Source organism: Streptomyces sp. Isolate_45 (assembly GCF_024721315.2).
Taxonomy (GTDB): Bacteria; Actinomycetota; Actinomycetes; order Streptomycetales; family Streptomycetaceae; genus Streptomyces.
In genome coordinates this window covers 56,864-71,750 of the sequence record NZ_JANFAK020000024.1, presented here as the reverse complement: position 1 = coordinate 71,750, position 14,887 = coordinate 56,864, and the positions used below count along the sequence as shown (strand labels likewise).

General features: G+C 65.2%; 11 protein-coding genes and 3 pseudogenes. 4 read left to right on the top strand and 10 right to left on the bottom strand.

Annotation, left to right across the window (positions count from 1 at the left end; genetic code table 11):
- Positions 1–289: 289 nt before the first annotated feature.
- Positions 290–490: a hypothetical protein gene (locus tag NOD94_RS10985; RefSeq protein ID WP_281205627.1), complete on the top strand. Its 201-nt coding sequence runs from the start codon at positions 290–292 to the stop codon at positions 488–490.
- A 576-nt stretch (positions 491–1,066) separates the two neighbouring features.
- Positions 1,067–1,408 (top strand): hypothetical protein, encoded by a 342-nt coding sequence (locus tag NOD94_RS10980; protein WP_281205626.1) that lies wholly within the window; start codon positions 1,067–1,069, stop codon positions 1,406–1,408.
- 2,238 nt (positions 1,409–3,646) lie between these two features.
- On the opposite strand, the gene NOD94_RS10975 is transcribed toward NOD94_RS10980, so the two are convergent.
- The 6 genes and pseudogenes from NOD94_RS10975 to NOD94_RS10950 all read right to left on the bottom strand — a co-directional run.
- Positions 3,647–4,651: a hypothetical protein gene (locus tag NOD94_RS10975; RefSeq protein WP_281205625.1), complete on the bottom strand. Its 1,005-nt coding sequence runs from the start codon at positions 4,649–4,651 to the stop codon at positions 3,647–3,649.
- A 45-nt stretch (positions 4,652–4,696) separates the two neighbouring features.
- On the bottom strand, positions 4,697–5,518 hold the full coding sequence (locus NOD94_RS10970) for a S8 family serine peptidase (RefSeq protein ID WP_281205624.1): 822 nt from the start codon (positions 5,516–5,518) through the stop codon (positions 4,697–4,699).
- Between the two features lie 1,004 nt (positions 5,519–6,522).
- Positions 6,523–6,978, bottom strand: coding sequence for a hypothetical protein (locus tag NOD94_RS10965; RefSeq protein WP_281205623.1), 456 nt, complete (start codon positions 6,976–6,978; stop codon positions 6,523–6,525).
- Between the two features lie 96 nt (positions 6,979–7,074).
- Entirely contained in the window at positions 7,075–8,571 is a 1,497-nt protein-coding gene (locus tag NOD94_RS10960; protein ID WP_281205622.1) for an ISL3 family transposase, read from the bottom strand.
- Positions 8,572–8,880: 309 nt separating this feature from the next.
- Complete coding sequence (locus tag NOD94_RS10955) at positions 8,881–9,690, bottom strand: leucine-rich repeat domain-containing protein (RefSeq protein WP_281205621.1); 810 nt, start codon at positions 9,688–9,690, stop codon at positions 8,881–8,883.
- Positions 9,691–9,900: 210 nt separating this feature from the next.
- Positions 9,901–10,214: pseudogene (locus tag NOD94_RS10950) on the bottom strand (transposase); the annotation flags it as partial.
- Between the two features lie 346 nt (positions 10,215–10,560).
- Between NOD94_RS10950 and NOD94_RS10945 the strand changes: the two are divergent.
- Positions 10,561–11,052, top strand: a pseudogene (locus NOD94_RS10945) (site-specific integrase); the annotation flags it as partial.
- Positions 11,053–11,184: 132 nt separating this feature from the next.
- Here the strand turns inward: NOD94_RS10945 and NOD94_RS10940 are convergent.
- From NOD94_RS10940 to NOD94_RS10925, 4 genes are all read right to left on the bottom strand, one after another.
- Positions 11,185–11,700, bottom strand: a complete 516-nt coding sequence (locus NOD94_RS10940) for a hypothetical protein (protein WP_281205620.1) — start codon at positions 11,698–11,700, stop codon at positions 11,185–11,187.
- Positions 11,701–11,722: 22 nt separating this feature from the next.
- A complete protein-coding gene (locus tag NOD94_RS10935) occupies positions 11,723–12,175 on the bottom strand; it encodes a hypothetical protein (protein ID WP_281205619.1) in 453 nt (150 codons plus the stop codon).
- Between the two features lie 122 nt (positions 12,176–12,297).
- The gene (locus tag NOD94_RS10930) at positions 12,298–12,633 is read right to left on the bottom strand and encodes a hypothetical protein (RefSeq protein ID WP_281205631.1); all 336 of its coding nucleotides are present in this window, start codon (positions 12,631–12,633) and stop codon (positions 12,298–12,300) included.
- Positions 12,634–12,788: 155 nt separating this feature from the next.
- The gene (locus tag NOD94_RS10925; RefSeq protein ID WP_281205630.1) at positions 12,789–14,036 is read right to left on the bottom strand and encodes a helix-turn-helix transcriptional regulator; all 1,248 of its coding nucleotides are present in this window, start codon (positions 14,034–14,036) and stop codon (positions 12,789–12,791) included.
- A 532-nt stretch (positions 14,037–14,568) separates the two neighbouring features.
- Here NOD94_RS10925 and NOD94_RS10920 point away from each other — a divergent pair.
- A pseudogene (locus tag NOD94_RS10920) lies at positions 14,569–14,790 on the top strand (tyrosine-type recombinase/integrase); the annotation flags it as partial.
- Between the last annotated feature and the right edge of the window lie 97 nt (positions 14,791–14,887).

The window sequence follows — 14,887 nt, the reverse complement described above, 5'->3', positions numbered from 1 at the left end:
CTCATCCGGCACCAGCCGTTCAACGATCCCCACCATGACTGACAGCCTACCCACGAAGCCCAAATGAGATGACCTCTTACTCGCGATAGCCGAGGGGAGACGTCAACGTCGCCGCGGGAGGCGACGCTTGCCTCCTGCGGTCCGCGGCATGGGCTACGACCACTACACCACCGCCGCCTCCCACCTCCCCGAATCTGACTCAGGTCACTGGGTGGGGCTGGTTGGTCCAGTGGGTGCCCCGGGTCAGGGGTACCCAGAGTTCTTCGGGAGGGCGACGACCAGGCGCGCGGTGAGTCCTGCGCCCGTGTGCGGGCCGCGCACGCAGATGGCCCGCTTCGGAGGTGGGAGCCCGTCCGAGCAGGCCTTCGCCCTCCTCCACCGCAAACGCCTTGCCGTCCGGTGGGAACGCCACACCGAGCTCCACGGCAGGTCCGTTTCCCTCGCCTGCAGCCTCATCTGCTGGCGACGCTTCAACAAGCCCGACTCATGATCGTGTTACGAGCTCGTAGGGGCAGGCCTCAACGGCGCTGTTTCCGGCCTGAGAACACGACCCACTGGTTCAGCGCTGCAGCGCGTTGCTCACAGCTGCTGCAGGGTCGCAGCCTTGCGCGATAAGTGACCTTCGTGACTACGTCGCCCAGACCGATCTCGGCGTCGATGAAAGCGGGCAGTCGAACCCGCAACGGCGTGCGCGCCGCATCACGTCGATCAGTTCCGCCGGTAGGCACCTTCTCCACCTCCGCGTGAATGTTATTACCTCCGGATGTCTCTCAACGTTACCTGTTGGAACGCATGCTGCAACAAGGAGAATCCGGTCAAAGTTCTTACATGGTTTACGATTCGCCTATCGTTGCGGTTGTGCCCGGCATGGCCAGATTTTTGGCGCGCAGTGGTCCCCGTAACGTTGGCCCAGCAGTGATTGGTCGTCAGCTGTTTATCCCTCATCGCAAGCAATATCTGAGGCTTCAACGATTGACCATCTGCATTCAGGAGTCGCCAAGTTGCAGCCGGCGCGTCACCGCGGGACCATTTTAAGGGGCACTCAGAATGGAGGTGAGTTGTAGACATGGCCACCCTGAATCTCAATACGCTGCGCTGTATTGATACGACCAGCGGTCCCGGCGCTGACGATGTGTACATCAGGGTAGACGGCGACATGATCTATCCCACGACGACCTACCCTTCCTACAAGGAGTTCGACCCAGGGGACTCTGCTGAGCTCAACAGGTCTATCTCCTTCACAAACATGGCGAAGGTCACCATCAGGGACTATGACACCGCAGACCCTGACGACCTCATCGGTTCCTTCTGGGTCCACGACAGCCAGGCAGGGACGGGAGAGCACGCGGAGAGCCTGAACGGCGACGGCTCGGATTACGACCTCTTCTACGACGTTACGAACCCGTAACGCACGCACTCTCTTGGGGGTGAACTGCTCCAGAACGGCTCCGGATTTGATCCGGAGCCGTTCACTTTCTTGGTGCGCCGAGATGATTTCCCTTCCAGTGGTCTCTCAGGCGCAGCGCAGTTTTCCTGTGTGGGTGTCGAATTTTGCTTTCTGTCCGTGTGCGCAGCATTTTCCTTTGTCGCAGTGCTTTCCCGGGGGGCAGGGCGTGTTGTTTTCGCAGCACTCGCCGGGCGGGCAGCAGGCTTCATCTGCGCAGGTATGGCCGGGCGGGCAGCATTGCTCCACGATGTACGGTTCGGGGTCGAAGTCCGGTCCTGCTGGGGGCCATACCTTTACTTTGCATGCGACCTGGTCCTGGGGGCAGCAGCCCTGCGTTGTGGAGCGCTCCTGAGGGCAGCATCCGGTTGGCGTGCACTGTTCTCCCTCGCAGCACCGCCCGCCAGCGCACTGGGGACCCGGCTTGCAGCACTTGCCACCGATGCAGTTCTCCTCTGGAGAGCAGCATCGATCGCCGCAAACGCGGTTGGTAGGGCAAACTATGCCTCCTTTGCATTCGATTCCGGGACCTGGTGTGTAGCAATCCAGACCGCAGCAGGCCTGGCCGGGGGGACAACATTTATCCTGGCAGCATTGGCCGGGTGGGCAGCAAGTGCTATAGAGGCCGGGGCAGCATTCCTCGCCGGGAGGACAGCAGCTGATGACCTGCCGCCCATACGGTCCCCCTGACTGGTACTCGTAGCCGTAGCAGCAGGTGCTACCGGAAGGGCAGCAGCGGCGCTGCTTGTTGAAAAGGCATAGTTCCCCCTCACAAGTCGGGGGCCCGAAGCACGTCTGCCGGCACATTGGCTTGCATTCGTAGCTCTCCCACCCCGCTACCCTGCACTCCCACATGCAGATGTTGTAGCAATTGTCGTCCAGCCTGAGGCTCGGGCCGGAATGCGCCCAGCCGGGGGACGACCGGTACGCGCGGCTCGTTCGGTACAGAGAAGCCTCCGCCGTAGCGGTTGGGAATGGCATGTCAACCGACCTCCTCCTGGCGGTCATCGGTCGTAGTACGGAGACGGCTTGGGCGCGAGGGGGGAAACGCTTCCGTCGCATCGCCACGGACGAGGTGCTTCTCTGTCACGTCGGTCGTTTCGATTGGTGTAGGAGGACACCAGATCTTGGCTCCCACGTTGAGGAGGAGCCGTTCGCTTTCGCTTGTGGTCAATCAGTTCCGTTCCTGCCATGCGACGTGTCCGATTGGGCAGTCGCATCGGCACTGGCATCCAAATCGAAACCAGTGCGCCGAACGTGGCCTTTCAGGCGCAGCGCAGCTTTCCTGTGTGGGTGTCGAATTTTGCTTTCTGTCCGTGTGCGCAGCATTTTCCTTTGTCGCAGTGCTTTCCCGGGGGGCAGGGCGTGTTGTTTTCGCAGCACTCGCCGGGCGGGCAGCAGGCTTCATCTGCGCAGGTATGGCCGGGCGGGCAGCATTGCTCCACGATGTACGGTTCGGGGTCGAAGTCCGGTCCTGCTGGGGGCCATACCTTTACTTTGCATGCGACCTGGTCCTGGGGGCAGCAGCCCTGCGTTGTGGAGCGCTCCTGAGGGCAGCATCCGGTTGGCGTGCACTGTTCTCCCTCGCAGCACCGCCCGCCACCGCACTGGGGACCCGGCTTGCAGCACTTGCCGCCTTTACATTGCTCCCCTGGGAAGCAGCACCCCGCGCCACAGAGGCGGTCTTGAGGACAAACCCCGGCTCCCGTGCACACGATTCCTGGACCTGGCGTGTAGCACACTCCGTCGCAGCATTCCTGGCCAGGTGCACAGCATTTGGGCGGCGGCCAGCTCTTGTTGCCACAGCATGGCTGACCCGCGGCACAGCACCCTCCGTTACAGGGTTGTTGGCCGGGCGAACAGCAGCCGATGAGCGAGCGCGCCGACGGATACTCGAAGCCGAAGGAGCAGGTGCTACCAGAAGGGCAGCATTTGCGCTGCGGGCCGGAAAGGCAGAGTTGTCCCAAACAAGGCGGGGGCTGCCCGGGCAGACACTTGTTCGTGCAAAACTGTTTACACTCGTAGCCCTCCCAGTCGGAGGGACACTCAGCTATGCAGTCGTTGTAGCAGCTCCCTGCCAGCGCGACGTTCGGGCTGGAACGCACCCCGCCGGGGGCTGACCGGTACACGCCGCTCGTGCGGTACAGCGAAGCGCCCGCTGTGGCGGTTGGGAAGGACATGCCGCCGACCTCCTCCTGCCGGTCATCGGTCGTAGTACGGAGACAGCTTGGTCACGAGGAAGGGAAACGCTTCCGTCACATCGACACGGACGAAGTGCTTCTCTGTCACGTCGGTCGTTCGATTGGTGTAGGAGAGCACCACATCTTGAATGTTCCTGCTGCTGCCGCTGAGGCGCGAGGGCCGTGTCTCAACGGCTGTGAGGGCTAGTCCCGATGCGAAGGCTTGAGCGGTATGCGCGTAGATCTGCGCGTACCGCACCGCCGAGTAGTTGAGCGCACGATGCTCGTCGGACGAGCCGGCGTTGTCGGCGATCTGTATCACCCGGTCGAAGAGTTCCCGAGAGGCCGACCGGAACGACTCCTCGTCGAGGTCGTCCGGTTTGGGCAGACCCGCGACGAGGGAGTCTGCGTCGAAGGCGTAGACCTGATCGAACGACACCTGGGGAAGCATGAGCCCGTTGCACAGGTCGGGCGGGGAGAGGGGGCCTCGTAGGCCGATCACCACGTGGAGATCGCTCGTCCGTGGTGACGCACCGATCGCGTCCACGAGCAGGTCGTAGTCCGCGGGATCACGGGGGCGCAGGATGTAGGTGTCGATCCCCTGGATCACCAGCACATAGCACAGATGTTTGGCGAGATAGCGGCTCTGAGGGTCTGACAGAACGGCGTGCAGGGCCTGCCTGTCCGTCAGGTTGGCTGTCTCGGCGCGGCCAGTCGCTTGTGCGAACTCCTTCTCGATCGCGAGGCTGGTCATGCGGGGTTCAAGCCGACCCACCGCGTATACGAACGGTGAGTACGTCTCGAGAGGGTGGCTTGTGCCGTCAGCCGCGGGGGCGGCCCGACCGCAGCCACCACACCCACAGGGCGACTTGTCGTGGGGCTGCGGGGATTCGGCGACGGGCGACGATGCGAGGTACACGCCGGGAGCGGATACCTCGGCAGAGGCTTCGCTACGAGTCACCCGCCCGCCCGATGAATCGAGCACAACCGGGGCCGATTCCGCAGCGGATACCGTGGGTTCTTCCATGAGCTCAGCGCTCCTTCCGTGGTCAATGCTGCAACCAGCGCGGCATCAGTTTCGTGGTGCGAGCAGCGACTCAAATGCTTGCCAGGCGTTCATCAGGGGCGGCACGACCGATGTGCGGCGGGATGGGTTCCCTTTCATCGCGGAGATCAGTTCCTCAGGCGAGGTCTTCGGAAGCTCGGACCAGATGAGAGCCGCAGCACCGGTGACGACGGCTGCCGCCGCGCTAGTCCCTCCGTACGGCCGGGCCCTTCCGCCAGGACCTAGGCTCATCAAACCGTCCGCCACAACGCCGATGCCCCGCTGACCAATGGACCGTCCGATATTGGTCATCCGCCCAGGCCAACCCTGCAGGTTGTAGGTCACGACCGGCAGGACCGACCGGTGACGGGTGACGACCGTGCCGTCGATCGCACCGTCGTTGCCGGCAGCGGCCACCACGATCACACCATGAGCAGCCACGTAGTCGAGCGCGTCCTTCACGGTGTGGTGTCCCTTGGACATGCCCGATTCCAGGGAGAGGCTCATGTTCACGATGCGTGCGCCGGCGTCCGCCAGCTCCACTAGCGCGTCAGCCAGCTCTACCCATGTTGCGCTACCGGCAGAACGAGCCGTAGGGGAACGGAAGATGGAACGGGTGACAAGTGTGACCCCGGGGCAGATTCCCAAAGCACCCGACCCACGCTCTGCGACCAGGACGCCTGCGGTGGAGGTGGCATGCAGAGCGGCGACGTCATCCGCATCGAGTTCTGCCACATCCCGTGGACAGAACCACTCGATCCGTGCCCTGGAAAGCCCTGGATGGCTGACCATGACTGGCCCGTCAACGAGACCTACCCGGAGATCAGCCGCACCTGCGCTTCTCGCCATGAGAGGGGAGAGAGAAGCCAGGGAATGAGGAAGTGTTGGAGGCATCAGCATCGGAGATCACAGCCCCACCGCCACGCCCCCCTGAGTAACTTCAGATTATCCCGCGATGGCTGCGGTTGCACTCCCAGCCGCAGCTCCCCTGGTCGCGCCCTCGGGCAGGTGGGCAACCGCATGCACCCCCACCGCGAGCGCTCGGGCAGGGGAGGGGCGTGGCGGGGGTGGTGATGACCGGCAGGCGTGTCGGGAGCGGCGTGGTGCTGGCACGGTCCTTGCAGGATGCGTCTGGACCGCAGACTGGGCCGGTTACCGCAGGGTGGTTCGGGCCCTGCCTCTCCGGGGCCTGGAACGGGTGTCCAGGGCCGGCGGCGGTCAGGTGCTCGGCGACCTGGATGGCATGGGCACTTGAGATCCGCGATCCCGGAAGCGGTTCGACGCTGCGGCGCTCAGGCTTGCCCGGCGCTCAGCCACTGTGTCCGAAAGGCGAATCAATTGGGAATGCAGCAGCGAAGACGGCCAGACCGTCGGTAGCGGCGTGGGATCGCCCACCCGTTCAGACAAGAAGCCGTGGACTGTTTCTACAACCCGCAGGGTTCCTCGGTGGTACGGCAGGCTGACGTGGTCATTGTCTGGTACTGAGTCGGTGCATGGTCCAGAGCAAGGCGTGACGTGCGGTCCGCCGCGAACCTCCCCTCTTCGGGGGAGTGATCGTAGGTAAGGCTCGTGCAGTGGGGTTTCGACAGCACGCAGTTGGAGCTGTGCCGTAAGCGTCCGTGCCCACGTCGGACCAAAGGACTGACCTGCTGGTTCCCATCGTTCGGGTGCCGGTGAGCCGACCGTCGAACCGTCACCACAGATGTTGAGCCCGAACCAGTGAACGGGAGTCGATTGTCAGCGACTTTGGGCGTCATCTCGCGCCCGGCCGCATGATCAATGTCGATGAGTTTGGGGTTCTGGCACAGATCTTGGGGAGCGATCGCGGAGGGTGACGGTGGCGTTCGATTCGCTCAGAGCGCGATCGGCCGGTACTTCAGAGCCTCGTCGACAATCTGCTCCGCAGACGGGTCCTGAAGGATGTCCGAGGGATGGAAGACCAGGTCACTCACCCGGGGATGCGACACGTTCGCCTCCAGGAGCCGCAGGTAGTAGCCGCTCTCCGCAGAGGCGGTCAGGAGTCTGCGGACGATCTCGACGAGCTCGTCCCGGGTGATGTCCGCAACCACGGGGCGAGCCGGCCGGGCCGCCTCCCTCGCGAACTCCTCCAGGCTCCTGCTTCCGTCGTACTCAGCGAAGTCGAGAGCCACGTAGTCGTGACCGGTCATCGCGTTGAACGCCTCGATCGCCTCGCCCGCCACCTCTGGGCGGGTGACCAGCAGCTCAGCGATCTGCTCAACCTCCGCGCACAGCTCGTCCAGCCGCTGCTGGCTCACGGGCGGGGGCAACAGCTCCGGTCTCAGGTCCACAGCCGCATTATGTCCGTCGGTGCCGACACGCCCCAGCCAAGCTCTCTGGGTGCGGTCAGTTCTCGGTCTTGGCGCAGGATTCGGAGGCTTGGAGTGCTACTGGAGCAGGATCATCTTGCGGAGTAGTTCGAATCCGGCTCGGCCGTAGAGCTGCCGCTTGATCTTCTTGATGCGGTTGACAGCACCCTTGATGCTGCCGGAGCTCCAGCTGAGAGTGAGCCCGGCTGTCACAGCGTCGAAGTCTCGGAGCAGGTGGAGTGCGAAGCCGGTGAGGCCAGGTAGCTGGCTGGCGTCGACTGCGTCGATCCAGATGGGCAGTGTGGAGCCGAGGCGGTCGGTAAGGATCTCGCCGAAGTCGCGGACGTGTTCGGCGGCCTGTTCCAGTTCGGGGCAGCGAGTCAGGACCTCCTTCAGACCGGCCCGGTCTTCCTCGGTAAGGGTCGTGGGGTGCCGGGTAGGCAAGCCGGTCACCTGCCGCACCGTCGGCGGCCGCGGTGGCGTTCCAGCCGGAGCCCCGCGGAGGTCGGCGATGTGGCTGCGGACCATCTGGTAGGTGACGGGCGCGTTGTCGGCAATGAGTTCACGATGTAGCTGGGTGACGCTGGTGCATCCCTCGGCGAAGCGTCGCTCCAGGTAGGGCTTGTAGGGGTCCAGTCTGCTCGGTCGGGGCCGGTTGTCGCGGAGGGTGTCCTGCCAGCGTGCGGCGTTCGCGTACCGGAGCACGGTGTTAAGGCCCCAGCCCAGGTGCCGGGCGATCGCCCGGCGTGAGTGACCCTGGGCCAGGAGTTCGTGGACCAGGGCGTGTGCTGCCTTCTTTCGCTCGGCCCGTCGGCCGACGGGATCCGAGTCGTCCTGTGGTCGACCGGAAACCAGTCCGGTGTCCTCCGGCAGCATGCCGGGGGGCGATGGGTTGCGCAGGCAGTCGCGATGGGCGGCAACGCAGGTTTCCACGGCTCGTCCGAGGCCCTGCCAAAGATGGAACCGGTCAGCAACCTGCAGAGCACCGGGGGCACCGCGCCGGGCACCCTCAGCGTAGGCGCCAGCCCGGTCCCGGCAGATGATCTCCACGCCGGGGTGGCGGATCAGCCAGGCGGCCAGTGGCCCGGCTTCACGGGTCGGGAGAACATCGACGACCCGATGGTCTTCGACGCTGGTCAAGACGGTGGAGTAGGTCTGGCCGCGACGGATCGCGAAGTCGTCCACACCCAGCACACGCGGAGTACTGAACCGTGGATCGGGCAATGCCATGACCCTGCGCAACAAGGTCATCCTTCCCGTGGCGAAGCCCAGCTGTGCCGCCAGCCGAGCGCCGGCTCGCCCGGCCAGCGCGAGCCCCACTCGCTCCAAGGCGCGGTTGAGACGAGTCGTGAATCTTGCGTGTGGGGCGGCCAGCCGGGAGAACGGCTCGGCGAACGTCCGGCGGGGGCAACCCGCCGCTCCGCAGATGAAGCGCCGGACCGTCAGCCGGATCACGAAGCCCTGTTCAGCGAGCGGAAGGTCCTTCAGCCTGCGCTGGTACCGGTCGTGGACTCGGTCCGAGAACCAGCCGCAGTCCGGACATGCAGCCCCGGCCGCACGGCCTCTCGCGACCACCTCGACACGTGCCGAACGCGGCCGTCACCGTCTCTACATCCACATCGCCAATCCCGTCGAAAACCAGCGACTCCCAGAACGGTGCATCGGTCTGCATGACCAGCACCATCACCGTCCGCAGCCGACCACAGCAGCGGTCGGCAAATACCTGAGGGAGCGTCACTTCCGACTGTCGGACGGCAAGGCGTACGCCGTCTCACACGAGCCCGCCTCCTCGTAATCGAACATCGAGGTAACACTCCGCGACCGCTCCCCAAGATCTGTGCCAGAACCGAAATTTGATGTCGCCTGCGTGTGCGATTGGGCGCTTTAGTCCCAGTCAGCTGCGGGTTGGCTGACCCTGCCGCCTGTATGCGCGGATTGGACGTAGTCCTCGGGCGCCTGGGGAAGGGAGGCCACGCATTGCGGAGAGCATGCGTTGACCAGGAGGGGCAGGACATCCGTGGCCACGCGCAAGGAGATCCAGACCGGGTGGAGCCCGCCTTGCTCTATTGGTCGGTCGCAGACGCTGCATGATGAGACGGCTGTCGCGCCCCAGCGGCGTGCGTCCAGGTCTGTTGTGTCGAGGTCGGCGACCGAGCTGCGGGCGGGCGCAAGACGCGGGAACGGTGCCCGCAACTTGTAATTTCCGAACAGAGAACGCGTGCTGACCGTGCTGCTCATGAGCCGGGTGCATCTGGTGATTTCGTAGGGGAACCAGTGCAGCCGGTAGGAGGTGTAAGGGGTGAACTCCTCCAGGCTGGTCATCGCCCCGATTTCGGGTGGGAGTCGGACGAGGTTGCTGCCGTAGAGCACGAGGTGCTTGACCGCCGTCAGCTTGCCGATGGTCGGCGGCAGAGTGATGACCTGTCGCCGTTCCTCGGGGCTGAGCTCAACAAGGGGACGGAACTCTTCCCGGCCGTCGGCGGCCGCCTCGTCGATGAGCTCAAGTAGGTGCTGCCAGCCCGGAGCCGAGGTGTCCTGGAGCTCGGTGTGGAACCCGACTCGGGCACGCGGGTGCGGCTTGCGCTGGTCGAAGCAGCTGCAGGTATCCCGGTAGGACTGGCGTCCAGCCGGCTCCGCGCCGGACGTATCGCCCCACCGGTTCACGAAAAGCTGCTGCTCACCCTCATTCACCATGACGCCAACATACGGCCCTGTTCTCGAACGGCCCAGCGATTTGGGGAAGAACTGCTGGTCAGCCAACCTCGGCCCGGTCAGCTTGGGCTTTGGTGTGGGCGAGGCGGTAGGACTCGGTTCCGGTCTGGATGATGTTCCCGCCGACTCCCTCGCTCATCGGCATAGCCAATGCTCAGTGCCTTGAAAACGCCACCGTAGCTCTGGGCCAGGTCAGTGCAGCGTAGCCGGTGGCGGTGCAACTTCGTAGAGCCGCCGGTCACGTATCAGGGCCACAAGACGTTGACGCGACGGCGTGCGAGGGCGACTACGACCGGCGTGTGGGCTTTCCCCTCGGATCGTTTGCGGTCGTAGAAGGTCCGGGAGTTGGGGTCGTAGCGGACCTGGTCAGGGCGGACAATGTAGGAGACTCGCTGGAGGCCGCGGTGGTAGTGGCGGGGCCGGTGGAGGCTGCCGCTCTTCTTCCTCGAGTCATGCGGCGCCGGAGCAAGCCCGGCGAACGCGGCCAGCCGGTCCGGGGTCGCGAAGAAGGCGAAGTCACTGCCGAGTTCTCCGGCGAAGGACCGGTGCCATCCCGAACGTTGATCCCGGCCGCCTGCTCGAACCTCCCGATGCGCCGCGCGGGCGCGGACATGACCTGTGCCTGGGGCCTGGGCCGTACTCGGGGCCGTCCCCACGGGTGCGGGGAGCGGCCCCTCCGGACTTCGTGCCGACCGCCCTGGAGGGGGTCATCCCCGCAGGTGCGCGGAGCAGCCACGTCGCGTCGAGACGGATGGACAGGCCCGTGAGTCATCCCCGCAGGTGCGGGGAGCAGCCGTTGGTGTCCTTGTAGTGCACGATGATCCGGGGGTCATCCCCGCGGGTGCGGGGAGCAGCGTCGTCCGCACCCGAACCGGCGGCCTCATCCACCTTCCCACCAAGACCGGCGCCTCCGAGCGCCGCATCGCCCTCCCCGCCGAATGCCTCCACTCCCTCAAGAAGCACAAGGAACGGCAGGCCAATGAGCGAGAGACTGCAAAGTCAGCCTGGAAGGAGAGTGGCCTCGTCTTCACCACGCCGACTGGCGGACCCCTCGACCCGGCCAACCTCACACGCCGATTCCGCAGCTTCCTCGAACTGGCCGGACTCCGCCGCATCCGCTTCCACGACCTACGCCACTCGACCGCAACGCTACTCCTGGAGCAAGGCGTCGACCTCGTCGTGATCAAAGAGCTGTTGGGCCACGCACACATCGACGTCACCGCTGGCGTCTACGCCCATGTAAGGCTCCGCCTCCAACGCCAAGCCATCGACACCCTCGGCAACGCCCTCGGACCGACCGGCGATGAACCGGAAGACCCACCCGCCGCAGCCGTCGTCCGCTGACGTTGCCGCCATGAAGCCGTGAACCCCCTTCCCCATGCTCTGGGAAGGGGGTTCAGGTATTTTCCTGACGCTCAGACGATCAATAGATGCATCTGCGAGCTCAACGCTAGAAAATCAACGTTCCGATACCACCTACGGTAGCTTTTCGCAGATATCTAGCCACCGCGAGATGGTTGCGCTCAGCTTGGGATCAAGGACGTGTGGCCGCATCGCGCTCAAGGCGTGAACAATATTCTTCACCCTCCGCAACTCGACTATCTCATCAATAGGTCGCGATGGCCAATTATCCGCGACCCTCGCGACCTCCTCGGGCGATTTATCAATCGCTTGAAACGCATCCTCAGCTACTTGATCCGGGTGCAACACTTCCTGAACGTCACTGCCCGGGTAACGCCCGTACTCGGAAACCAGGAATGCAAGTCGCATGCTCCCCTTCCAAGAGGGTATTACCTGCAGTTTTACGGCTTCCCTCGTCGATTGTGCGGCCAGCAATGAATACTTGCGCCGCATCGAGGTCGGTAGTGTGCTGCTGCGCACCCGATCCAGGGAGACCTCTACAAGCGTCTCCCACCAGTAGAAACGGTCATCCGGATCGGCTGGTTGATAGGTCAACAGCCAGACCCTTCGCGCATCCTCCCCCAATTCCACCAGATGACGGATGTCCTCATCGCTAGGGCCCAACAAGTTCCACGCTCCCCGGGGAGAAATCGATCCCAGCCTGTCGGAATTTTTCAATCCCTAGATTGACGCTGCACCTACAGGGGATATAGTGACCGCTCTGATTTGAGATTCGAAGCCCGAAGAACATTCCACCCGCACCGGCCACGTCCGCCTCGCCTGCCGCAAGCACCGGAGCACCTCTGGTCATGATGCTGTGTTTGATTGCATCATCGGTCGCAGGCACCACATGAAGCACTTCATTGGTGTCGACCACCCATTTCACAACACCCGAGTTGAGAGCCTCCTCCCAGCCGGCCTGTCCCGGGCTGACCGAACGCACTCCCCGCGCTTCTGCTGCATCCAGCTCGTCGGCGAGGTTGTATCGCCCTTCCACGTCGTTCTTGAAGGGGGCACTATTGCCGCCGCAGTTGTGAACCAGTACCGGCGTGGCTCCCGCCAGCACATGGTACGTGTGCTGGCAGCCCCTCCCTCAGCTGCCTTTATGCAGGTGGGGAGGGGTTTTGGCGTCCGCCGTAGTCCGTGGTTGTGCGCCTGAATCCGTGGTTGTTGCCGTCGCTACTGCCGTCAGGCACCGGCGGTCTCGGGCAGGTCGGGGATGCGGTCGCCGCGTGATTCCGCGACCCGGAGCGCGTCCGTCAGGGCTTCGGTCAGCCGGCAGGCGAGCCACCGGTATTCGACGGCCGAGAGCATCTTGGCTCCTGGGGCGACGACCTTGCGGGCGTACTCCAGGAGTTCCTCGCCCATGTCGAGTTGTACTTCCTCGATGCTGTCGGCGAGGGAGGAGAGGTAGCCCCTGCCGTCGGTGCTGAGGTAGCAGGGGTTCCCGTCCGGTGTCGTCCATGGCAGTAAGCGAGGGCCGGTCACGCCTGCTGCCGCGTCGTGGAGCTCTCTGCGGCGCATGCGGTCCGCGTCGGTCCTGGATGTGCTCACCGTGCACCCCCACCTGGGTCGCCGAATGGAATACGGCGACCGTAGGGTGCGACGGTCCGTCACTCCATCCATCAGGCATGCCAGTTGGCGACGGAGGGTGCCGGAAGTATCGCGTTGCGTGGCACCTATCCGACGACGGCCAGGTAGGAGGCCATGTCGCGCATCTCGGCGGTGAGGGTTCGCTTGCGCTTCTTCAGGATCTCCTGCATGGTCTCGGCGGCCATCCGCTGATGCCTCAGCCACTCCGGGGATGCACGGCGAACTCCGGTCAGCTCGTCCATCGCCGCGGACAGGTCGTTGGTCCGGGCGTGCGCGCGGGCCACGTCCAGGCGGTGGCGGTTCCAGTTTTCGCCGCTCGGCCGCCCGGCGCTCTTCCACGCCTTCGGCGACATGGCGTCCTCGCCGGATTTACGGACGACGGCACGGGCGTCTCCCACGACCATGTCGTCTTCCACGCCCTTCATGCCGACGGTGAGCGGCCCGAAGGTCGTCCAGTGCCGGAAGAACGAGCCGGTGTACTCCCGTCCCACCGCGGATGCCGCCGTGTTCGCGACGCGGTGGTAGTGGCGGGCTTCCTGGGGCCGGTTGTTGCGGCCTGCGGCAGCCGCGGCGCGCAGCGCCAGCCATCCCCATGCCGCGCATTCGTCCGGCGTCGCTCGGGACAGTCTCGGTTCGATCAGGTCGGCGGTCTGGGAGGCGAGCTGTTCGGCTTCGTCCAGCCGGCCCTGGCGCAGGAGCAGCCAGCACATCCCGATCACGCCGGATGCCCCGGTGAGTGTGTCCCCGGCCTGGCGTGCGTCGGTGATCGCGCCGGCCAGGGCGGTGTAGGCGAGGTCGTACTGCCGTACCTGCGTCAGGTACCGCCCCGCCAACTGCAACGCCTCGGCACGGGCCAGGAGCGCCTGGCTGTGCTCCTCGCCGCTGTCGTAATGGGCGACTGCGCTGTTCGCATCCCGCAAGAGCGCGGGCAGTTGGGATGCGACGCTCTTGTAGCTGTCGGAGTGGTAGAGCACCGCACCGTCATGGACCGTACGGCGGAAGCGGCGTAGGTTCGGCTCCTCGTCTGTGCTTTCGCCGTCCGAGTCGGTGAGTCCCACTGGTGGGGTGAGGGCCGCGCGGAGTTGGATCAGGTTGACGCGGTTCGGATCCTCCGAACGACCCACGGGCTCCGGGGCGTCCGGCGCCAGAAGCGTTGCCGTTGTCACGCTCAACGCGCGGGCGAGGGCGTGAAGGGTTTCCATGCGGACCGTGCCACCCTGCTCGACCTTACGCACTGTCCCCGGCGAGACGCCTGCGGCGTGGGCCAGTTCTTCCTGGCTCATCCCGGCCCGACGCCGGTACTTACGGACGTTGTCCGCCAGTTCCGTAGTCATGCTGACCACCTCCAGCGCCACGGTACGCCGGTCCGACGAGTCAACCGAGGGCTATCCGGCAGATACCCGCCCGAAGCGGGGACCCACCACCGGGCTTGGTCCCGAGCATGCAGCCGACGCCATGCAGGGCCGGGCCCGCGCAAGATCTGGGCCTGAGCGGGAGGGGTCCCTCGTCGGTCGGGCAGCTTCGCCGTACCAGGGTTCTCCGGGGGCCGCCAAGGCTCACCAGGTGACGCTTGCGCTCGGCCTTGGCGGCCCCCGGGGGTTCCTGGCACGCCTCCGGTGACCGGGCGGCGAGGGACCCCTCCCGCGCTCCCGACCACCCATCACCACGACGGACCCGCAGCTGCATTCGGCCTCCTCCCCCTCGGAGAGAGGGCCGGGGCCTGGGGCAGAGCCCCAGAACAATCCACGCTGGTGGTGTTGCGCGCCCGGACCAGCGGGGCAGCCGGCAAGCGGGGCGGAGACAGGAGCGGGCGGCGGCCCCGAGGGGCCGGAGCGCGCGCGGGCCGCGTCAGCGGGCCGCCTTGATCGAGCAGGACTCCGCCGCATCCGCTTCCACGACCTACGGCACTCCACCGCCACCCTCCTCCTGGAGCAAGGCGTCGAACTCGTCGTGATCAAAGAACTCCTCGGCCACGCCCACATAGGCGTCACCGCCACCGTCTACGCCCACGTCCGACTCCGCCTCCAGCGCGACGCCATCGGCCTCCTTGGCCGCGCCCTCCAGCGATCCGACGACGCCACCAGATAGCCCGACGACTGCGGCGAACCGCCGCTCTGTGCAGCACCCGTCCGCTGACGTTGCCGTCAACTACTGCCGTCAGGCGCCCCCAGCGCACGCGAGCGGC